This window comes from Pseudomonas putida, assembly GCF_028682455.1.
In the GTDB taxonomy this organism is placed as follows: Bacteria; Pseudomonadota; Gammaproteobacteria; order Pseudomonadales; family Pseudomonadaceae; genus Aquipseudomonas; species Aquipseudomonas putida_AA.
Window position 1 is genome coordinate 1,424,733 of sequence record NZ_JANHLD010000001.1, and the last position, 20,762, is coordinate 1,445,494.

Sequence of the window (20,762 nt, forward strand, 5' to 3'; positions counted from 1 at the left end):
CCCGCTCCTACGTTGGGTAGGAGCGGGCTTGCCCCGCGATTGGTTTTACTTCCCGAGCCTGCGCAACTCGTCGGACTCGACAATGCGAATCCCGTCCTGTTCTTCCAGCGCCAGGCGCCACAGCGCGCGAGCCAGTTGGCAGGCTTCGATGCCACGGTATTTACCGGGAATCAGTTTGGACAACGGCCCGGCAACCCTTTCGGCCAGCCGAGGCTCCACGCGTTCACCGAGCAACAAGGACGGGCGGACGATAGTCAGTTGCGGCCAGTCCTGGGCCTTCAGGGCTGCTTCCATTTCGCCCTTGACCCGGTTGTAGAAGATTGGGGAGCGGCGGTCGGCACCCAGCGCACTCAACACCAGCAGGTGCCGTGCACCCATTTCCCGGGCACGCTTGCCGAACGCCACCACCATGTCCAGGTCGACGGCGCGAAAGGCCGATTCGGACCCCGCCTGCTTGATGGTGGTGCCCAGGCAGCAGAACGCGATGTCGACGCGACCGGCCAGTTGCGGGAGGAAGATCGCCGGATCTCCCACCGGGTTTTCCAGGTGCGGGTGCTCGGCCAGCGGACGGCGGGTAGGGGCCAGTACTCGACTGACGGTCGGCTCGTTGAGCAACCGATCGAGCAGATGTTCACCGGTTAGACCGGTGGCTCCGGCAAGCAGGATATGCTGAGGCGTCAAGTACATGATGTCTCTCCCTTGATACAGTCAGCTTAGTGGTAGCTGGCATTTTTTGCATGCCCTGTCTCATTTGTCGTTTTGCTCTGCAGGGCTTTGCGCGCCTGCTGCTGGCGCAGCCGTTGCCAATGTGCCACTACGTCCTTGGGGGCCCAGATTTGCGGCTCGGAGGCTTCGAAGCCCTCGACCGCTTCGCGCTCGGCAACGCTGGCGCTGGCGAGGTCGAAGGCTTGTTGCAGGTCGTCGGTCTGGTTCAGGGCCTGGGCGAACAGGGCGTCGCCGAAGTAGGTGAAATCGGCTTCTTCGGAACAGCCGAACGACACCCGATCCGCTCGTGAGGCGGTCATGATCAACGTCTTGTCGTCTTTGAGCGCATCAATGTAGCCCCCTGAATAACAGGCCGAGATGACAATGATCTTGTCGCGATCTTTCAATGGCGCCAGGGTACTGGCGAGGGCATCGGCGGGCAGGTCGGCCAGTTGCAGGCGTGGCTGATCGAGCACCAGTTCGTGCTCGTGGCTGCCGTGGGTGGTCAGGTAGATGAACACCAGGTCTTCGGGGCCCGTGCGTTCGGCCAGGGTGCGAGCGGCACGGGCAAGGTTTTCCCGGGTGGCCATGGGCCGATCCGCGAGGTGGTCGCGATGATTGACCAGATTGATCTGCCCTGTCGCGCCAAAGCGGCTCTTGAGCATGTTGCTGACGTAGTCGGCCTCGCGCAGGAATACGCTTTGCTTGCCGTCGCCGGCCAGGGTCAGGCTGTACAGTTCGATCTGCGGGGTGGATGCCGGCACCCCGGTCAAGGCCTGCTCCAGCAGCGGTCCTTGATTGAGCAGCGCCAGCTCCAGCGGGTCGGGCAGCAGCCGGCCCTGCTCGTCGCGCACACGCAGGCCGTTGATCCAGTCGCCGCTCTGGCTGCTGCCGTCGGTGAGGGTCAGGCGGCCGCGACCATGGTAGGTGTCATTGTCAAAGCCGCCGACATACAGGCTGCCATCGGCCAACTGCAAGCGACCGTTGCCGGAGAAGCGCCAGTCACGGAAGTTGCCCTTGTAATGGCTGCCATCGCTGCCGATCAGTTCGCCCTTGCCATTGAGGGTGCCGTCCTTGAATTGCCCGATCCAAACATCACCGTCGACGCTTTCATAGCGGCCACGACCTTCCAGGCGGTTGTCGCGAAAGGCACCGATGTACTGGTCGCCTTCGGCGCTGTTGAACGTGCCGCTGCCTTCGAGTTGGCCGTTGACGAAACGCCCGCTGAACTGGTTGCCGCTGGCATCGCTGCGAATGCCTTCGCCGTTGGGTTTGCCGCGTGCGAACAGGCCCTGGTACTGGCTGCCGTCGGCCAGCTCCAGATGACCCGCACCGTTGTACTGGTCGTCCTTGAACTGGCCGCGGTACAGAAGGCCATTTTCCTTCAGGGTACCTTCGCCATCGCGCCGGCCGAGCTTGAAGCCGCCGGTATAGCTGCTGCCTGGAGTTTTCAGGGTGCCCAGGCCATGGAACAGGCCTTGCTTGAACTGACCGCGGTAGACCTCGCCATTGCTGCCGTGCCATTCGCCCTGGCCGTGCCACTGGCCGTTGAGGAAGTTGCCGGCATACCAACTGCCGTTGGGGTAGTCGATACGTCCTTCGCCTTGCAGCAGACCCTCGACCACCTGGCCCCGGAAGCGACCACCATCGGGCAGGCGTGCATCCGGTGGAGACAGGGGCTCGCCATCGCCACAGGCGGCGAGCAGCAAGGTCAGGGCAAGAGGAACAAGTGGGCGCATGACGGGGTCCAGGCGGGTGAGGCCCCGAGTATGCCGCAGAATGCGCCGACTGAAACAGCCACCTGGGCTGTTTCAGTACCGGGCAGGCTCAGACGAAGCAGAGGGTCAGGGGTTCTGCGATGTAGGCGGGCTTTTCCTGGCCTTCGATTTCCAGGGTGGCGGTGATTTTGAGCAGCCACTGGCCGGGTTTTTTCTCGGTGGCGTCGGCCAGGTCGACCTTGAGTCGGACCTTGCTGTCGACCTTGACGGGCTGGATGAAGCGCACGCTGTCGAGACCATAGTTGACGACCATTTTCAGGCCTTCCGGCAGGACCAGGATGTCTTCCATCAGCTTGGGGATCAGCGACAGGGTGAGAAAGCCATGGGCAATGGTGCTGCCAAATGGCGTTTTTGCCGCCTTCACCGGGTCTACATGGATGAACTGGAAGTCGCCTGTGGCCTCGGCGAACAGGTTGATGCGCTCTTGATCGATGGTCAGCCATTCGGAACGTCCCAGTTCCTTTCCAACGTACTGCGAAAGCTCTGCAACAGGTACAAAGGGCATTGTGACTCTCCTGATTGTCTTTGGATTTCTTATGACGTAGGCAGATTCGAACGGCCTAAGATCAGCACGCCTGCAGAAAGCGGTCAAGTCGGCATGTTTTCGGCGAATATCAGGTTATAGACAGGTCGTTAGCGTGCTTATAATGGCCGCCAGGCCCGAAGGAGATACTTATGCTGTTGCGTGGTTTGACCTGGCTGGTGTTGTTTCAATTGCTTGGGACGGCGATCAATCACCTGTTTGTGCCTTTTCTGCCCGGCCCGATTCTTGGATTGCTGTTCTTGCTGGTGTTCTTGATGGTGCGCGGCGAGGTGGGGGCGCCGCTGAGCGAGGCCGCCAACAGCCTGTTGCGCTATCTGCCGTTGCTGTTGGTGCCGCCGGCGGTGGGGGTGATGGTGTATGCCGCGGATATCGCCGCCGACTTCTGGGCCATCGTCGGTGCCCTGGTGCTTTCGGCGTTGTTCACCCTGGCATTTGTCGGTGTGCTGATGCAAAAGCTCATCGCCCGTCAGGGCAAGCGCGAGGAGCAGCCATGAACCTGGACTGGAGCGGCGCCCTGGACGCCGTCATTCACCATCCGCTGTTCGGTATCGGCATCACCCTGGGGGCTTACCAACTGGTGCTGGCCGCCTACGAGAAAACGCGCTGGATCTTCCTGCAACCGGTACTGGTGTCGATGCTCGTGGTCATTGGCGTACTGGTGACCTGTGGCGTGACCTACAGCGAATACCGCAAAAGCACCGAAATCATGAGCATTCTCCTCGGCCCGGCGACGGTTGCCCTGGCGGTACCGCTCTACCTCAACCTGCGGCGGATTCGCCAACTGTTCTGGCCGACCTTTACTACGCTGGTAATCGGAGGGGTGTTTGCCACGGGCGCCTGTCTGCTGCTGGGTTGGTGGTTTGGCGCCGAACACATGATCCTGATGACCATGGCGCCCAAGTCGGTGACCTCGCCGATCGCCATGCTGGTGGCCGAGCAGATTGGCGGCGTGGCGGCCCTGGCCGCGGTATTCGTGCTGATCACCGGGGTGATCGGGGCGATTTTCGGTCCCGGACTGTTGTCGCGTTGTGGCGTGCACAGCCCGGAGGCCCGGGGCATGGCCCTGGGGGTGACCGCCCATGCGGTGGGTACCTCGGTGGCGCTGCAGGAAAGTGATGAATGCGGGGCCTTTGCGGCACTCGCGATGAGCCTGATGGGGGTCGCCACCGCGGTGTTCCTGCCCCTGGCGGTCAGCCTGGTTGTGTAAGGAGTTGCAATGACGTTACCCCTGTTTCCGCTCAATACAGTGTTGTTTCCAGGCTGCTTTCTCGATCTGCAGATCTTCGAGGCGCGCTACCTGGACATGATCGGTCGCTGCATGAAGCAGGGCGGCGGGTTTGGTGTTGTTTGCATTCTCGAAGGCGAGCAGGTCGGCAAGGCACCTGAAGGCTATGCCTCGATTGGATGCGAGGCGCTGATTCGTGACTTTCAGCAGCAGGACAACGGCTTGCTCGGCATTCGGGTCGAGGGCACTCGGCGTTTTCGCGTAGAGCAGGCGCAGGTGCAAAAAGACCAGCTGTTGCTGGCGCAGGTGCACTGGCTGCAAGAGCTGCCCGATACGCCGCTGCGCGATCAGGACGACGATCTGTTGGCCTTGCTCAAGGCCTTGGGCGAGCATCCGATGGTGGCCGCGCTGGACATGCCGTCCCAGGTCCAGGGCCAGCAATCCTTGGCCAACCAGCTGGCCTACCTGCTGCCATTCGTTGAAGAAGACAAACTCGATCTCTTGGCCATCGACGCTGCGCAGCAACGCCTGGATGCCATCCAGGCGTTGCTCGATCGACTGCAGGGCGAGCTGTTCGCCTGAGCCTCAGTACTGGTAGCGCACCAAGGCATGGGGCAGGGCGTGCAGGCTGAAGAAGGCCAGCAAGGCAACGCAGGCCGGCAGGATCAACCACCAGACCTTCAACGGCAGGGCTGCAAGCGGCTCACGGTGCTGGATCAGGGTCAGGCTGGTAGCGCATACGCAGCAGGCGAGCATGGCTCCGGCAAGGATATCGGTCGGCCAGTGAGCGCCCAGGTACACCCTCGATAGCGCAATCGCCAGCGCAGGCAGGCAGCCCAACAGAATCCAGGTCAGGCGCATGCGCGCAGGTTGGCCGCGCCCGGCCAGCACTGCCAGCACAAGGAAGAACGCAAAGGCTGCCGAACTGTGCCCGCTGGGCATGCTGTAGGTGGTCAGCGGATCGGTCAGGACCTCAGGACGGGCCCGGGCGAACAGCCATTTCAGGCTGCCATTGGCCAGGGCGGTGCCGATCAGGGTGGCGCCGGCAAAGATCGCCGGGCGCCATTGGCGCGCCAGGAGCAGCAGGCCGACCAGCAGGCCGCCGAGGAAGAACTGGGTGCGGAAATCGCCCATGCGGGTGATCAGTACCACGCTGCCATCAATGACGCTGCTGCGATGCTCCTGGATCAAGGTCATCAGGCCCTGGTCGAATTCATGCAGGTACGGCCAGCCGACAAACAGTCCCGTCAGGGCCAGCAGGCTGAGCCCGGCAATCACCCGGGTGCCGCGGCGCATGCTGCGCAGGCTGCAGTTGATGCTCGCGCCCAGCAGCACGGCCAGGCCGGCGGCGATGATGCCGGCGTCGAGCCAGAAACCCTCGGGCAGGGGCAGGCGCATGGCTGCACCGGTCGCCCAGCCCGGCAGCAGATACGCCACCGACCAACCGGCTCCGGCAATCAGGCTGACGGCGATAAAACGGGGAAGGGGCATGTCGAACATGCCGGCGACCATTGGCAGCATGGGCCGCAGGGGCCCGATGAAGCGCCCAACCAGCAGGCTGGCAATGCCATAGCGCTGGAAATAGGTTTCGGCACCGCCGATCCACTCCGGGTGGTGGCGCAGCAAGGGCAGGCGGCGGATGTTCTGGTGAAACTTGCGTCCCAGGGTGTAGGAAATCGCATCACCCAGCAGGCCGCCGAAGAATCCCAGCATCAGGGTTTCACCCAGTGACAAGGCGCCACTGCCGGCCAGCACCGCCACGGCGAACAGCAATACGGTACCCGGCACGATAATGCCGGCAATCGCCAGGCATTCCACGCAGGCCACCAGAAAAATCGCCAAGCCTAGCCATTGCGGGTTGGCGCCAAGCCAACTCGTCAGGCTGTCGAGCCATTGGCCCATCGTGTCAGTTTCCTTGTGTCAGTAGAAAGTAGTCCCGGCCTTCGACTTGGCCCCGACGCATCGGGTTCCGTGTGCAATGGCGGGCGAATTCGGCATCGACGAATCGGTAGGGCAGATGTTCATCGCGGCCGTTGGGAATGCCCAGGCGGGTGGTCTGAATAATGTGTTTCACATTGATACCGCAGTCTTCGACGAACAGCTGCTCCGGGTCGAAGCGCTTGGCGTCCCACTGCGGCACTTTCAGGCCCAGGGCCTTGCACAGCAAGGTCTGGCCGGCGCACAGGCGCTCGATGGGGCGTGGCTGGCCGCTGGCATCGGGATTGTTCAGGTGCATCTGCGCCAGGCCGTTGGCATCGCAGATGGCATCGACGAAGGGGAAGGCCGACTTGATCAGTACCGCATTGCCCGGGCCGTGGGCGCTGAAGTTCAGCGAATCGCCGCCGCGGGCGTAGTACATGTAGATGTGCCCGCCATCGAGAAACAGTGCCTTGCGCTTTTCCGTGTAGCCGAGGGAGGCATGGCTGCCCTTGTCGCTGCAGTAGTAGGCCTCGGTCTCGATGATCCGCGCCGACAGCCAGTAGGGGCCGTGGCGATGACGGATGATCTTGCCCAGCAGCGACTTGGCCAGTTCCTGGGCATCACGGTCGAAAAAGCTGTCGGGCAAGGCCCGGGACGGGCAGGGGGCGGAGTCGGGCATGCTGGTGGTTCAGTGGTTGGCAGGGGCTGGATGATAGCATCGCGGCCTGTCGGAGCGGGCTTGCCCCGCGATTGGACGCACCTGACACCCCACGATCTCGGGCCAGGCCCGCCCCCGCCTGGCACTGTTTTTGACCATCCGCCTGTCACTGCTGGGCGCGGGGCGGCGCGACAGTTATAATCATCCGATTTTCCCCTTCGCCAAGACCACTGAGCCCATGACTGAGTCCGTTCTTGACTACATGACCCGCCTGGGTCGCGCCGCCCGTGAGGCCGCGCGCGTTATTGCCCGTGCCAGCACCGCGCAGAAAAACCGCGCGCTGCAAGCGGCCGCCAATGCCCTGGATGCTGCCCGCGACGAGTTGTCGGCTGCCAACGAGCTTGACCTGGCCGCCGGCCGTGCCAATGGCCTCGAGCCGGCCATGCTCGAGCGCCTGGCGCTGACTCCCGCCCGTATCGACGGCATGATCGTCGGCCTGCGCCAGGTGGCCAGCCTGCCGGATCCGGTTGGGGCGATCCGCGACATGAGCTATCGGCCGTCAGGTATCCAGGTCGGCAAGATGCGCGTACCGCTGGGTGTGATCGGGATCATCTACGAATCCCGTCCGAACGTGACCATCGACGCCGCCAGCCTGTGCCTCAAGTCCGGCAACGCCACCATCCTGCGTGGCGGATCCGAGGCCATCCACTCCAACCGTGCCATTGCCGCCTGCATTCAGCGCGGCCTGGCCGAGGCCGGCCTGCCATCGGCCGTGGTGCAGGTGGTCGAAACCACTGATCGCGAAGCGGTCGGTGCGCTGATCAGCATGCCCGAGTATGTGGATGTGATCGTGCCACGCGGCGGCAAGGGCCTGATCGAACGTATCAGCCGCGACGCGCGCGTGCCGGTGATCAAGCACCTGGACGGCATCTGTCATGTTTATGTGGCCGAGCATGCCGAGCTGGACAAGGCCCGGCGCATCGCCTTCAACGCCAAGACCTACCGGTATGGCATCTGCGGCGCGATGGAAACCCTATTGGTCGATCAGTCGGTTGCTGCCGAGTTCTTGCCGGAAATGGCCCGCCAATTCCGCGAAAAAGGCGTCGAACTGCGCGGTTGTGCACGCACGTGCAGCATCATCGATGCCGTACCGGCCAGCGAAGAAGACTGGAATACCGAATACCTGGCGGCAATCCTGTCGATCCGTGTGGTCGATGGGCTGGACCAGGCCATCGAGCATATCAATCACTATGGTTCGCACCATACCGACTCGATTGTCACCGAGCATCAAGGCCAGGCCCGGCGTTTCACTGCCGAGGTCGATTCGTCCTCGGTCATGATCAACACCCCGACCTGCTTCGCCGACGGCTTCGAGTACGGCCTGGGGGCGGAGATCGGTATTTCCACCGACAAGCTGCACGCTCGTGGCCCAGTCGGCCTGGAAGGCTTGACCTGTGAAAAGTACGTAGTGATCGGCGACGGTCAACTACGCGGACAGGAGTCGCTCTGACTTGGCCGAGCGCAAACCGCTCGCCCCTGTCTCGACGATGTCGCTCGCCCGGCGTATCGGCGTGCTCGGCGGGACATTCGACCCGGTGCACATCGGCCACCTGCGCAGCGCGCTAGAGGTGGCCGAGGTGCTGGCGCTGGATGAGTTGCGGCTGATGCCCAACGCTCGTCCGCCACACCGCGATACCCCGCAGGTATCGGCCGAGGATCGCCTGGCGATGGTGCGCTGTGCGGTCGAGGGGGTACCGACACTGACGGTCGATGCCCGCGAGCTGTTGCGCGATACGCCGTCGTACACCATTGAAACGTTGGAATCGATGCGCGCCGAAATGGCCGCCTCGGATCAACTGTTTCTGCTGCTGGGCTGGGACGCGTTCTGCGGCCTGCCCAGTTGGCACCGTTGGGAAGAATTGCTGCAACACTGCCACATCCTGGTGCTGCAACGCCCGGATGCCGACGTCGAGCCACCGGATGCCCTGCGCAACCTGCTGGCCGCACGCTCAGTCAGTGATCCGCAGGCCCTGGTAGGGCCGGCGGGACATATTGCATTCGTCTGGCAGACCCCGCTCGCGGTGTCAGCCACGCAGATCCGACAGCTGCTGGCCAGCGGCAAGTCGGTGCGGTTTCTGGTGCCGGACGCAGTACTGGCCTACATCGATGCGCACAACCTCTACCGTGCGCCGAACTGAGGGTGCTGCGAAGCACCCCCTACATTACGAGTTGAATGAGTTTTATATGACCAAGCAAAAACACAGTGCCATCAGTGCCGAAGAACTGGTCGAGCTGACCAAGGTCGCCCTGTCCGATGTCAAGGCCCAGGACATCCAGGTCATCGACGTGCGTGAAAAACACAGTCTGACCGACTACATGATCATCGCCACCGGTACCTCCAACCGCCAGATCAGCGCCATGCTGGAAAAGGTCCGTGAAGCGGTCAAGGCCAAGGGCGTTCAGCCGTTGGGCGAAGAAGGCAAGGGCGACAGCGACTGGGTACTGCTGGACCTGAACGACGTCATCGTTCACATGATGACCGCCGCTGCCCGCCAGTTCTACGACCTGGAGCGCCTGTGGATGGGGGCCGAGCAGAGCCGCGCCGCCGATGGCAAGCACCACAGCCCGGACAACACCCACGCCTACTCCGAAAACCTCAAAGACCGGGAATAAGGAAGCGTCGTGCGTCTGCGTCTGATCGCGGTCGGCTCGCGCATGCCCAAGTGGGTGGAGGACGGTTGGCATGAGTATGCCAAGCGCCTGCCCTCGGAGCTTTCGCTGGAGCTGGTGGAAATACCGCTCAATACCCGGGGCAAGAATGCCGATGTCGCCCGCCTGATTCGTCAGGAGGGCGAGGCCATGCTCGCCAAGGTCCAGCCAGGGGAACGGATTGTCACCCTGGAGGTCCATGGCAAGCCCTGGAGTACCGAGCAACTGGCGGTCGAACTGGATCGCTGGCGGCTGGACTCGCGTACCGTGAACTTCATGGTCGGCGGCCCGGAAGGGCTGGCGCCGGAAGTCTGCGCACGTGCCGAGCAGCGCTGGTCGCTGTCGCCGCTGACCCTGCCGCACCCATTGGTAAGGATACTGATCGGCGAACAGCTGTACCGCGCCTGGACCGTGCTGTCCGGGCACCCTTACCACAAATGAACCTGTAAGCCTTTCAATGACGCAGCCGATTCGCCTCAAGGATCACGAGAAAGACGCCCGTTTGGTGCGCAGTCGCGTCGTGGTCGGTGCCGTGGCGATCGTCCTGCTGATCTGCGTCCTGATCGCGCGCCTGTATTACCTGCAGGTGATCCAGTACGAGTATCACTCGACGCTATCGGAAAACAACCGGGTGCATGTGCAGCCGATTCCGCCGACCCGTGGGCTGATCTTCGACCGCAACGGGGTGATCATCGCCGATAACCGCCCAAGCTTCAGCCTGAGCATGACCCGGGAGCGTTCCGGCGACTGGCAGCAGGTGCTGGACGTTATCGTCGAAGTGCTGGAGCTGACGCCCGACGACCGTACCCTGTTCGAGAAGCGCATGCGTCAGGGGCGTCGGCCATTCGAACCGGTACCTATCCTGTTCGAGTTGACTGAAGAGCAGATCGCTCGTATCGCCGTGAACCAGTTCCGCCTGCCCGGCGTAGAGGTGGTCGCCCAATTGGTGCGGCATTACCCGCAAGGCGCGCATTTCGCGCACTCGGTGGGGTATGTCGGGCGGATCAACGAGAAAGAGCTCAAGACCCTGGATCCGGTCAACTACAGCGGCACTCACCATATCGGCAAGACCGGTATCGAGCGCTTCTATGAGCCGGAACTGCACGGCCAGGTGGGCTATGAAGAGGTCGAGACCAACGCCCGTGGCCGGGTGCTGCGGGTGCTCAAGCGCACCGACCCGATTCCTGGCAAGGACATTGTCCTGAGCCTGGACATCAAGCTGCAGGAGGCCGCTGAAGCTGCACTGGCCGGGCGCCGTGGTGCAATTGTCGCGCTCGACCCGAACACCGGGGAAGTCCTGGCGATGGTCAGCCAGCCAAGCTTCGACCCGAACCTGTTCGTGACCGGCATCAGCTTCAAGGCCTACGCCGAGCTGCGTGACTCCATCGACCGTCCACTGTTCAACCGCGTGCTGCGCGGGTTGTACCCGCCAGGCTCGACGATCAAACCGGCGGTGGCCATTGCCGGCCTGGACAGCGGCGTGGTGACGGCTTCGAGCCGGGTGTTCGACCCCGGTTACTACCAATTGCCCAATTACGATCACAAGTATCGTAACTGGAACCGTAGTGGTGACGGCTGGGTCGACCTGGATACGGCGATCATGCGCTCCAACGACACCTACTTCTACGACCTGGCCCACAAGATGGGCATCGACCGCTTGTCGACCTACATGAACCGTTTTGGTATCGGCCAGAAGGTGTCGCTGGACATGTTCGAAGAGTCGCCTGGCCTGATGCCGTCGCGCGAATGGAAGCGTGCCACCCGCCGGCAGGCCTGGTTCCCCGGCGAAACCCTGATTCTGGGGATCGGCCAGGGCTACATGCAGGCCACGCCGTTGCAGTTGGCACAGGCCACCGCGCTGATTGCCAGCAAGGGCAAGTGGAACCGTCCGCACCTGGCCAAGACCATCGAGGGCTTGCCGCCTGTGGATGAGAACCCTATCGAGGATATCGTGCTGCGTGACAAGTCCGACTGGAACAAGGTCACCCACGGCATGGAGCAGGTGATGCACGGTGCCCGCGGTACGGCGCGCAAGGCGTCGATCGGCGCGCAGTACCGGATCGCCGGCAAGAGTGGTACCGCCCAGGTGGTGGCGATCAAGCAGGGTGAGAAGTACGACCGCAACAAGTTGCAGGAGCGCCATCGCGACCACGCCTTGTTTGTCGGTTTCGCCCCGGCGGACAACCCCAAGATCGTGGTGTCGGTGATGGTCGAGAACGGTGAGTCCGGCTCCGGCGTTGCAGCGCCCGTGGTGCGTCAGGTCATGGATGCCTGGCTGCTGGGCCCCGATGGCCGCCTCAAGCCTGAATACGCCAACCCGCCCATTGCCCAGGAATCGGCCCCGTGAAGAGTAATTTCGACCGCATGCTCTCCAGCGAGGACGTGATGCGCCGTCGCGCCAGCTTCCTGCAGCGCATTCATATCGACGGTCCCTTGCTGATCTTGCTGCTGACCCTGGCGGCCGGCAGCCTGTTCGTCCTCTATTCGGCCAGTGGCAAGAACTGGGACTTGCTGCTCAAGCAGGCCAGCTCCTTTGGTATCGGCCTGGTGTCGATGTTCGTCATTGCCCAGCTTGAGCCTCGCTTCATGGCCCGCTGGGTGCCGTTGGCGTATGTCTGCGGGGTGATTCTGCTGGTGGTAGTGGACGTCATGGGCCACAACGCCATGGGCGCCACGCGCTGGATCAACATCCCCGGGGTGATCCGCTTCCAGCCTTCGGAGTTCATGAAGATCATCATGCCGGCGACCATCGCCTGGTACCTGGCCAAGCGCTCGCTGCCGCCGCACCTGAAGCATGTGGTGATCAGCCTCATCATGATCGGCGTGCCATTCATTCTTATCGTCCGCCAGCCCGACCTGGGAACAGCCTTGCTGATCCTGGCATCGGGCGCCTTCGTATTGTTCATGGGTGGGCTGCGCTGGCGCTGGATCGTCAGCGTGGTTGCCGCTGCGGTTCCGGTGGCGGTGGCCATGTGGTTCTTCGTCATGCACGACTACCAGAAGCAGCGGGTGCTGACCTTTCTCGACCCAGAGAGCGATCCGTTGGGCACCGGCTGGAACATCATCCAGTCCAAGGCCGCCATCGGCTCCGGTGGCGTGTTCGGCAAGGGCTGGCTGCTGGGTACGCAGTCGCACCTGGACTTCCTGCCGGAAAGCCATACCGACTTCATTATCGCAGTGCTGGGCGAGGAGTTCGGGCTGGTCGGGATCTGCGCGCTGCTGCTGATCTACCTGCTACTGATCGGCCGTGGCCTGGTGATTACCGCCCAGGCCCAGACGCTCTATGGCAAGTTGCTGGCCGGCAGCCTGACCATGACCTTCTTTGTTTATGTGTTCGTCAATATCGGTATGGTCAGCGGCTTGTTGCCCGTGGTGGGCGTGCCGTTGCCCTTCATTAGTTATGGCGGAACTTCGTTAGTGACGCTGCTGTCAGCGTTTGGGGTTTTAATGTCGATCCACACGCACCGCAAATGGATTGCACAGGTTTGAATAAGGTGAAGAATTACATGCAATTTATGCGTGGCTGGGCCGCACGTTGCGCGCCCTGGGTTGGCCTGGTGGGCCTGCTCGGAGGGGTACAGCAGGCGACCGCCGGGGACTATGACGGCTCACCCCAGGTGGCCGAGTTCGTCGGCGAGATGACCCGCGACTACGGTTTTGCCGGCGAACAGCTGATGGATGTGTTTCGCGATGTTCAGCGCAAGCAGTCGATCCTCGATGCCATTTCCCGGCCCGCCGAGCGGGTCAAGCCCTGGAAGGACTATCGCCCGATGTTCCTCACCGACGCCCGTGTGGCGCGCGGTGTCGACTTCTGGCGCCAGCACGAGGCAACCCTGGCACGCGCCGAGAAAGAGTACGGCGTACCGGCCCAGGTGATCGTCTCGATCATCGGCGTTGAAACCTTCTTTGGCCGCAACACCGGCAACTATCGGGTGATCGACGCATTGTCGACCCTGGGTTTCGACTACCCGCCGCGCAGCGAGTTTTTCCGCAAGGAGTTGCGCGAGTTCTTGCTGTTGTCTCGTGAAGAGCAGGTCGATCCGCTGACGCTCAAGGGCTCCTATGCCGGCGCTATGGGCCTGCCGCAGTTCATGCCGAGCAGCTTTCGCGCCTATGCCGTGGACTTCGACGGTGATGGCCACATCAACATCTGGAACAACCCGGACGATGCCATCGGCAGTGTCGCCAGCTATTTCAAGCGTCACGGCTGGGTAGCGGGCGAGCAGGTGGTCAGCCGCGCCAGCGTCACTGGCACACGCGTCGATGAGGGGCTGAGCCCCGGTATAGAGGCGGTCAAGACTGTCGGGGAGTTGCGGGCACTGGGCTGGTCGAGTCATGATGCGCTGCGCGATGATCTGCCGGTCACCGCCTTTCGGCTCGAAGGTGACAATGGCCCTGAATACTGGCTGGGCCTGAAGAACTTCTACGCGATCACTCGCTACAACCGCAGCGTGATGTACGCCATGGCGGTACATCAGCTATCGGACCTGCTGGTTCAAGCACGGGGCGCCAAGTAATGCGCGTATTGTTTTCTGATACCTCTCTCAAACTGATCGGCTGTGCGGCCCTGGGCCTGTTGCTGGCCAGTTGCTCTTCGAGCAAGCCGGCACCTCAAAGCACCACGGTGGTCAAGGCCAAGCCAGGCCTGGACATCAACCGTGCCCACAAGGATGGTGCGCCCTGGTGGGACGTCGACGTGTCGAAGATTCCCGATGCCACGCCGACCGTGCACACTGGCAACTACAAGGCCAACCCCTACACCGTGCTGGGCAAGACCTACTTCCCGATCCAGGAGTCGCGCAACTACCGCGCCGAAGGTACGGCCTCCTGGTACGGCACCAAGTTCCACGGCCAGAACACCGCCAACGGTGAGGTCTACGACCTCTATGGCATGAGTGCGGCACACAAGACCCTGCCGCTGCCGGCGTACGTCAAGGTCACCAACCTGGACAACCAGCGCAGTGTGATCCTGCGGGTCAATGACCGTGGTCCGTTCTACTCCGATCGCATCATCGACCTGTCCTATGCGGCGGCGAAGAAGCTCGGCTATGCCGAAACCGGTACCGCTCGCGTGCGTGTCGAGGGCATCGACCCCCAACAATGGTGGGCCCAGCGCGGCCAGCCGGCGCCGATGGTGCTCAATCAGCCCCAGGTGGCCCAGACCCAGTCGCTGCCAGCCAGCACCGGCACGGTCGAGCAATGGACACCGCCACCGCAGCAGCATGCCGCCGCGGTGGTACCGCTCCAGGTCGCCCGTAACAGTACGCAGGCCGCCAATGGTCTTTACTTGCAGGTCGGCGCCTTCGCCAACCCGGACGCCGCCGAGTTGTTGCGCTCCAAGTTGAGCAGCATGGTCAGCGCGCCGGTCTTCATCAGTTCGGTGGTGCGTAACCAGCAGACCCTGCATCGGGTGCGCCTGGGGCCGATCAACAGCCAGGGCGAAGCCCAGCAGATGCAGGACAGTGTGCGCCTGGCCAACCTTGGCCAGCCAAAAGTTGTGACGGCGGACTGACCGGGGGGACTGGTCGGTTTGTCATGCAAGCGGGCCTGACCGCCATGTACAATGGCGGTTTTGCTCGCAAGGCCCAGCGCCTGAAGACGTTTTGCCCATAAGGGCATGAGCCCATTAGCCATTTCGAGAGACGGATGAACATAACCAGCTTTGCCAAACGCCTTTGCCTGCTTGTACCGCTGATGATCACCCCTGCTGCGTTTGCGGCAGAGCAGATGATGCCGTCGCCGCCGCAACTGGCAGCCAAGTCCTACGTGCTCATGGAAGCTTCCAGCGGTAATGTCCTGGTCGAGAACAATGGTGACGAGCGTTTGCCGCCGGCCAGCCTGACCAAGCTGATGACTGCCTACATCGCGACCCTGGATATCCGTCGCGGGCAAATCGGCGAGAACGACCCGGTCACCGTCAGCGAAAACGCCTGGCGTACCGGTGGTTCGCGCATGTTCATCAAGGTCGGCACCCAGGTCAGCGTCAGCGACCTGCTGCACGGCATCATCATCCAGTCGGGCAACGATGCCAGCGTCGCCCTGGCCGAGCACATTGCCGGCAGCGAAGACGCGTTCGCCGACATGATGAACAAGACCGCCGCTGACCTGGGCATGACCAACAGCCACTTCATGAACCCGACCGGTCTGCCGAACCCCGAGCATTACTCCTCGGCTCACGACATGGCCGTGCTGGCCCGCGCGATCATCCACGAAGACCCGGCTCATTATGCGATCTACTCGCAGAAGGAGTTCTTCTGGAACAACATCAAGCAGCCTAACCGCAACCTGCTGCTGTGGCGCGACAAGACCGTCGACGGCCTGAAGACCGGCCACACCGACGAAGCCGGCTACTGCATGGTGTCTTCGGCCGTACGTGATGGCATGCGCCTGATCGCCGTGGTCTTCGGCACCAACAGCGAGCAATCGCGTGCCGCCGAAACCCAGAAGCTGCTGACCTACGGTTTCCGCTTCTTCGAAACCCAGACCTTCTACCAGAAGGGTACCGAGCTTGCCCAGGCGCCGGTCTGGAAGGGCACCACCAGCCAGGTCAAGGCCGGTCTGGCCAACGACCTGAGCATGACTTTGCCTAAAGGCCAATTGAAACGCCTGGCCGCAAGCATGACCATGAACCCACAACTGATGGCACCGATCGCCAAAGGTGACGTGATTGGTAAAGTGGAAGTCAAACTGGATGACAAAGTGGTTCACAGCGCTGACCTGATCGCACTGGAGCCTGTGGAGGAAGGTGGTTTCTTCCGTCGAGTCTGGGATAGCATTCGGCTATTCTTCTACGGGTTGTTCAACTGATATCGTGACCTGCCACGCCCCCGCCAACACACGCGGGGGCGTTGTTGTTGCCACGGCTTACGAGGCCGTTACCGCCATGACCGAACCTGACGTCAAGTCGCACAAAATCGAATTCCCCTGCGCTGATTACCCGATCAAGGTAATCGGCGACACCGTGGTCAATTTCAAGGACACGGTGATCGAGATCCTCAAGAAGTACGCCGAGGTCGATCTCAAGACCCTGGCCGAACGCCAGAGCAAGGAAGGCAAGTACACCACCGTGCAGCTGCACATCGTCGCTACCGGTGAAGACCAGCTGCACAATATCAATAGCGCCTTGCGCGCTACCGGAATCGTGAAAATGGTGCTGTGATGCCGGCGAGCCTCGGCTTTCGCGAACTCGGCCTGCTGCCTTACGAACCTGTGCTCGAGGCCATGCGTCGGTTCACCGACCAGCGCGGCCCTGAAACAGGCGACGAAATCTGGCTGGTGGAACACCCGTCGGTGTTCACCCAGGGCCAGGCGGGCAAGGCCGAGCACCTGCTGATACCGGGTGACATCCCGGTGGTGCAGACTGATCGCGGAGGCCAGGTGACCTATCACGGGCCGGGCCAGTTGGTGGCCTACCTGTTGCTGGACGTGCGCCGACTGGGTTTCGGTGTGCGCGATCTGGTCAGTCGCATGGAGCGCTGCCTGATCGAATTGCTCGCCAGTTACAACGTCGAGGCGGCGGCCAAGGCCGATGCGCCGGGCGTTTATGTCGATGGGGCGAAAATCGCCTCCCTCGGCTTGCGGATTCGCAATGGCTGTTCCTTCCATGGCCTTGCCCTGAACGTGGACATGGACCTTGCGCCATTCCACCGGATTAACCCCTGCGGGTATGCGGGGCTGGCCATGACCCAGCTGAGCGACCAGGCAGGCCCGATCGAACTCTCTGAGGTAAGGGCAAGGCTGCGCGGGCAGCTGGTCAAGCACCTCGACTATGCTGAGCAGACGACCCTTACGGGCGGAATCTTCTGAATATGACTACTGTTGTGCAAGAACCAGTGCAAACCGTGACACCAGCGCCACGCCCCAAGGTCGAAGCGGGCGTCAAGCTGCGTGGCGCAGAGAAAGTTGCGCGTATCCCGGTAAAGATCATCCCCACCGACGAACTGCCGAAAAAGCCTGACTGGATCCGCGTGCGTATCCCGGTTTCGCCAGAGGTCGACCGCATCAAGCAACTGCTGCGCAAGCACAAACTGCACAGTGTGTGTGAAGAGGCTTCCTGCCCGAACCTGGGCGAGTGCTTCTCCGGTGGTACCGCGACGTTCATGATCATGGGCGACATCTGCACCCGCCGTTGCCCATTCTGTGACGTTGGCCATGGTCGTCCGAAGCCCCTGGATGTGGACGAGCCGAAGAACCTGGCCGTCGCCATTGCCGACCTGCGCCTGAAGTACGTGGTGATCACCTCGGTGGACCGCGACGACCTGCGCGACGGCGGTGCCCAGCATTTTGCCGACTGCATCCGCGAGATCCGTGCGTTGTCGCCGGGCGTGCAGCTGGAGACCCTGGTGCCGGACTACCGCGGACGCATGGACGTGGCCCTGGCCATTACCGCCGAAACACCACCGGATGTGTTCAACCACAACCTTGAAACCGTACCGCGCCTGTACAAGGCCGCGCGTCCGGGCTCCGACTACCAGTGGTCGCTGACCCTGCTGCAGAAGTTCAAGGAACTGGTGCCGCACGTGCCGACCAAGTCTGGCCTGATGCTGGGCCTGGGCGAGACCGACGAAGAAGTGATCGAAGTGATGCACCGCATGCGCGAGCACAACATCGATATGCTGACCCTGGGCCAGTACCTGCAGCCTTCGCGCAGCCACCTGCCGGTGCAGCGCTTCGTGCATCCGGACACCTTCGCCTGGTTCGCCGAGGAAGGCTACAAGATGGGCTTCAAGAACGTGGCTTCCGGTCCGTTGGTACGCTCCTCGTACCATGCCGACCAGCAGGCACATGAGGCCAAGATCAAGCTCTGATCGAATGCTGGCGCCCCGAATGCCGATGTCCGCTGACCAGCGACATCGGCATTTTTGTTTGCCCGGTCCATGCAAGGAGATGTCTGGATGAACCTTCCCGCCGATTATCAACAGGAGTCGCAGGCCTGCAGCCTGCGGTTGCCCAAGGCACTGCCCGACGATGGCCGTATCGCGATCATCGCCCCGGCCGGTCCCGCCCAGCTCGATACGCTCAAGGCCATCCAGTGGTTCAAGGCGCGGGGCTACCAGTGCCGGGTTTACCCAGGTGTGACTGAAGCCGAGGGCTATCTCGCCGGGAGTGACGCCCGACGACTGGAAGACCTGCATGCAGCGTTTGCCGCCACGGATGTCGACGCCATCATCTGCCTGCGAGGGGGGTATGGCAGCATGCGTCTGCTCGACGGCATCGACTATGAGCTGCTGCGACGCAATCCCAAGCCGCTGGTGGGCTACAGCGACATCACCGCCTTGCACAGTGCCATCGCCCGGCATGCCGGCTTCGTAACGTTCCATGGCGCGATGCTCAAGTCCGAGCTGTTGGCCGACAAGCAGGAGCCGACGGTGTCCTCACTGTTCAAGCTGATCGGTGGGCGTTTCGGGCGCGGTGACTCCCTGGAGCACCCCAAGGCCTACCCGTTGAGCACAATCGTTCCTGGGGCTGCTACAGGCCGTCTGATCGGCGGTAATCTGGCGATGATCTGCGCCACCCTGAACACACCGGCCGAACTGCACAGCCAGGGCGGCATCCTGTTCATCGAGGACGTCAACGAACCGTTGTTCCGCATCGACCGGCTGTTGACCCAGTTGCGCCTGGCCGGCAAGTTCGAGGGGCTACGCGGGGTGCTGGTGGGTGATTTTGCAGGCCTGGATCCGGCGCAACTCGCGCCGCTGTTCAGGCAGATGTTCGAGCCGTTGCAGATTCCGGTGCTGGCCGGCTGGCGCAGCGGGCACTGCGATCCCAACCTGACCCTGCCCTTGGGCGCCCAGGTGCACCTGGATGCCGACCGTCATCGACTGCAACTGCGACAAGATCTGTTCGCGCAATAAAAAACGCCCCGTTGAAGGGGCGTTTTTGTTCAGCGCTGGCGCAGGCTTTCCAGCAACTTGTGGGTCGGATAGCCGTCGGCGGGCCAGCCCAGTGCTTGTTGAGCGCTTCGGATCGCCTTGCGGGTGTTGGCGCCGATGATGCCGTCGGCAGTGCCGGCGTCGTAGTTCTTGGCGCTGAGCAGGGTCTGCAGCTCGACACGCTCGCTGCGGCTGAGGGGTAGATCGTCCTTCGGCCAGCTGCCAGCGATATAGCCCGAGCCCGTGAAGCGCTGGCTGAGCAGGCCGACCGCCATCGCGTAGGACGACGAGTTGTTGTACTTGAGAATGGCGCGGAAGTTGTCTAGCACCAGGAATGCCGGGCCGCGATAGCCCGCAGGCAGCAGCAGGGCAGCGGAGAGCTGCTCGCTGCCGGCGGGCAGGCGTACGCCGGCAGGCAGCTTCAGGCCCAGCTGCATCCACTCGGCTACGCTCTTGCGCTGGGCACCATCGGCCAGCCAGTAATCGAAGCCGGGCTCCAGTTGCACCTCGAAGCCCCAGGGCTCGCCGCGTTTCCAGCCGGAGCTCTGCAGGTAATGAGCGGTGGAAGCCAGGGCGTCAGCCGCACTGTTCCAGATATCCCGGCGCCCGTCGCCGTCGAAATCCACGGCATGGGTGTTGTAGGTGGTGGGAATGAACTGGGTCTGGCCCATGGCGCCAGCCCAGGAACCGCGCATGGCATCGGGCTGGATATCGCCGTTTTGCAGAATCTGCAGGGCAGCGATCAGCTGGGCCTGGGCAAAGGCCGGGCGACGGCCTTCATAGGCCAGGGTGGCCAGGGAGCGGATTACCGACTTGTTGCCCTGGAACTGGCCGAAGTTGCTTTCCATGCCCCAGACCGAAACCAGGACATCGCGGTCGACGCCATAGCGTTGTTCGATCTGGCTGAGCAGGGCAGCATGTTTTTCCAGCAACGCCTTGCCATTGCGAACGCGCAGGGGCGACAGCGCACCGTCCAGATACTCCCATACAGGGCGAGTGAACTCCGGCTGGCTACGGTCTGCCTTGACCACGTCCATGTCCGGCGTGACGCCAAGGAACGCGCTGTCGAAGGTCGTGGGCTTGATGCCTGCTTGCAGGGCTTGCTGACGGAAGCCTGCCTGCCATTGGCCAAAGGTTTGCAGCGGTTGGATTTCGCTGCTGGTGTCGACGGCGGGGTTGGGCACGGTCACGACCGGGGCGGGCTGGGCGGGAGCCAGCGGCAGCGCATCGGCGGCGGTGGGTTTTTCCGCGCAGGCGACAAGGAAGATGAGGCTGGAGGCGGCAATCAGTTGGCGAGGCTGCCAACGACGGGAAAGACAAAGGGGCATGCACAGGTCCAGGTATTTCAGGT

Annotated in this window: 22 protein-coding genes; 16 read left to right on the forward strand and 6 right to left on the reverse strand. The window is 62.6% G+C overall.

The window, feature by feature from the left end:
• Nucleotides 1–45 precede the first annotated feature (45 nt).
• The 3 genes from NPS58_RS07035 to NPS58_RS07045 all read right to left on the reverse strand — a co-directional run bounded on the left by NPS58_RS07035 (nucleotide 46) and on the right by NPS58_RS07045 (nucleotide 2,988).
• Entirely contained in the window at nucleotides 46–687 is a 642-nt protein-coding gene (locus NPS58_RS07035; protein WP_274114646.1) for an oxidoreductase, read from the reverse strand.
• Between the two features lie 26 nt (nucleotides 688–713).
• Entirely contained in the window at nucleotides 714–2,444 is a 1,731-nt protein-coding gene (locus NPS58_RS07040) for a C13 family peptidase (RefSeq protein ID WP_274114648.1), read from the reverse strand.
• An 88-nt stretch (nucleotides 2,445–2,532) separates the two neighbouring features.
• Complete coding sequence (locus NPS58_RS07045) at nucleotides 2,533–2,988, reverse strand: MaoC family dehydratase (RefSeq protein ID WP_274114649.1); 456 nt, start codon at nucleotides 2,986–2,988, stop codon at nucleotides 2,533–2,535.
• A 170-nt stretch (nucleotides 2,989–3,158) separates the two neighbouring features.
• On the opposite strand from NPS58_RS07045, the gene NPS58_RS07050 reads away from it, so the two are divergent.
• The 3 genes from NPS58_RS07050 to NPS58_RS07060 are packed head-to-tail and all read left to right on the forward strand — an operon-like array spanning nucleotide 3,159 to nucleotide 4,834.
• Nucleotides 3,159–3,521: a CidA/LrgA family protein gene (locus NPS58_RS07050; protein ID WP_274114651.1), complete on the forward strand. Its 363-nt coding sequence runs from the start codon at nucleotides 3,159–3,161 to the stop codon at nucleotides 3,519–3,521.
• Between the two features lie 2 nt (nucleotides 3,522–3,523).
• Nucleotides 3,524–4,234 carry an LrgB family protein gene (locus tag NPS58_RS07055; RefSeq protein ID WP_274115371.1) on the forward strand — a complete coding sequence of 237 codons (711 nt, stop codon included), beginning with the start codon at nucleotides 3,524–3,526 and terminating at the stop codon, nucleotides 4,232–4,234.
• Between the two features lie 9 nt (nucleotides 4,235–4,243).
• Entirely contained in the window at nucleotides 4,244–4,834 is a 591-nt protein-coding gene (locus NPS58_RS07060) for an LON peptidase substrate-binding domain-containing protein (RefSeq protein ID WP_274114653.1), read from the forward strand.
• Between the two features lie 3 nt (nucleotides 4,835–4,837).
• Here the strand turns inward: NPS58_RS07060 and NPS58_RS07065 are convergent, their stop codons facing one another.
• Complete coding sequence (locus NPS58_RS07065; RefSeq protein WP_274114655.1) at nucleotides 4,838–6,154, reverse strand: bifunctional DedA family/phosphatase PAP2 family protein; 1,317 nt, start codon at nucleotides 6,152–6,154, stop codon at nucleotides 4,838–4,840.
• 4 nt (nucleotides 6,155–6,158) lie between these two features.
• On the reverse strand, nucleotides 6,159–6,851 hold the full coding sequence (locus tag NPS58_RS07070) for a DNA-3-methyladenine glycosylase (protein WP_274114657.1): 693 nt from the start codon (nucleotides 6,849–6,851) through the stop codon (nucleotides 6,159–6,161).
• Nucleotides 6,852–7,068: 217 nt separating this feature from the next.
• On the opposite strand from NPS58_RS07070, the gene NPS58_RS07075 reads away from it, so the two are divergent.
• The 13 genes from NPS58_RS07075 (at nucleotide 7,069) to NPS58_RS07135 (ending at nucleotide 19,393) form a co-directional block, all read left to right on the forward strand.
• Nucleotides 7,069–8,340 carry a glutamate-5-semialdehyde dehydrogenase gene (locus tag NPS58_RS07075; protein WP_274114659.1) on the forward strand — a complete coding sequence of 424 codons (1,272 nt, stop codon included), beginning with the start codon at nucleotides 7,069–7,071 and terminating at the stop codon, nucleotides 8,338–8,340.
• 37 nt (nucleotides 8,341–8,377) lie between these two features.
• On the forward strand, nucleotides 8,378–9,028 hold the full coding sequence (gene nadD, locus NPS58_RS07080; RefSeq protein WP_274115372.1) for a nicotinate-nucleotide adenylyltransferase: 651 nt from the start codon (nucleotides 8,378–8,380) through the stop codon (nucleotides 9,026–9,028).
• 46 nt (nucleotides 9,029–9,074) lie between these two features.
• Nucleotides 9,075–9,503: a ribosome silencing factor gene (gene rsfS, locus NPS58_RS07085; protein ID WP_028944408.1), complete on the forward strand. Its 429-nt coding sequence runs from the start codon at nucleotides 9,075–9,077 to the stop codon at nucleotides 9,501–9,503.
• Between the two features lie 9 nt (nucleotides 9,504–9,512).
• Entirely contained in the window at nucleotides 9,513–9,980 is a 468-nt protein-coding gene (gene rlmH / locus NPS58_RS07090) for a 23S rRNA (pseudouridine(1915)-N(3))-methyltransferase RlmH (RefSeq protein WP_010222895.1), read from the forward strand.
• Nucleotides 9,981–9,996: 16 nt separating this feature from the next.
• A complete protein-coding gene (mrdA, locus tag NPS58_RS07095) occupies nucleotides 9,997–11,886 on the forward strand; it encodes a penicillin-binding protein 2 (protein ID WP_274114661.1) in 1,890 nt (629 codons plus the stop codon).
• Nucleotides 11,887–11,924: 38 nt separating this feature from the next.
• Nucleotides 11,925–13,028, forward strand: a complete 1,104-nt coding sequence (gene rodA, locus NPS58_RS07100; protein WP_274115373.1) for a rod shape-determining protein RodA — start codon at nucleotides 11,925–11,927, stop codon at nucleotides 13,026–13,028.
• A 17-nt stretch (nucleotides 13,029–13,045) separates the two neighbouring features.
• Nucleotides 13,046–14,056, forward strand: coding sequence for a lytic murein transglycosylase B (mltB, locus tag NPS58_RS07105; protein WP_274114663.1), 1,011 nt, complete (start codon nucleotides 13,046–13,048; stop codon nucleotides 14,054–14,056).
• Nucleotides 14,056–15,051, forward strand: coding sequence for a septal ring lytic transglycosylase RlpA family protein (locus NPS58_RS07110; protein WP_274114665.1), 996 nt, complete (start codon nucleotides 14,056–14,058; stop codon nucleotides 15,049–15,051). The genes mltB and NPS58_RS07110 overlap by 1 nt, the downstream gene beginning before the upstream one ends.
• Nucleotides 15,052–15,185: 134 nt before the next feature.
• Entirely contained in the window at nucleotides 15,186–16,346 is a 1,161-nt protein-coding gene (locus NPS58_RS07115) for a D-alanyl-D-alanine carboxypeptidase family protein (RefSeq protein WP_028944403.1), read from the forward strand.
• A 76-nt stretch (nucleotides 16,347–16,422) separates the two neighbouring features.
• Nucleotides 16,423–16,698, forward strand: a complete 276-nt coding sequence (locus NPS58_RS07120; RefSeq protein WP_028944402.1) for a DUF493 domain-containing protein — start codon at nucleotides 16,423–16,425, stop codon at nucleotides 16,696–16,698.
• Entirely contained in the window at nucleotides 16,698–17,345 is a 648-nt protein-coding gene (lipB, locus tag NPS58_RS07125; RefSeq protein WP_274114668.1) for a lipoyl(octanoyl) transferase LipB, read from the forward strand. The genes NPS58_RS07120 and lipB overlap by 1 nt, the downstream gene beginning before the upstream one ends.
• Nucleotides 17,346–17,347: 2 nt before the next feature.
• The gene (gene lipA / locus NPS58_RS07130; protein WP_028944400.1) at nucleotides 17,348–18,346 is read left to right on the forward strand and encodes a lipoyl synthase; all 999 of its coding nucleotides are present in this window, start codon (nucleotides 17,348–17,350) and stop codon (nucleotides 18,344–18,346) included.
• 87 nt (nucleotides 18,347–18,433) lie between these two features.
• Nucleotides 18,434–19,393 carry a S66 peptidase family protein gene (locus NPS58_RS07135; RefSeq protein ID WP_274114670.1) on the forward strand — a complete coding sequence of 320 codons (960 nt, stop codon included), beginning with the start codon at nucleotides 18,434–18,436 and terminating at the stop codon, nucleotides 19,391–19,393.
• Between the two features lie 29 nt (nucleotides 19,394–19,422).
• Here the strand turns inward: NPS58_RS07135 and NPS58_RS07140 are convergent, their stop codons facing one another.
• On the reverse strand, nucleotides 19,423–20,739 hold the full coding sequence (locus NPS58_RS07140) for a lytic murein transglycosylase (protein WP_274114672.1): 1,317 nt from the start codon (nucleotides 20,737–20,739) through the stop codon (nucleotides 19,423–19,425).
• Nucleotides 20,740–20,762 lie beyond the last annotated feature (23 nt).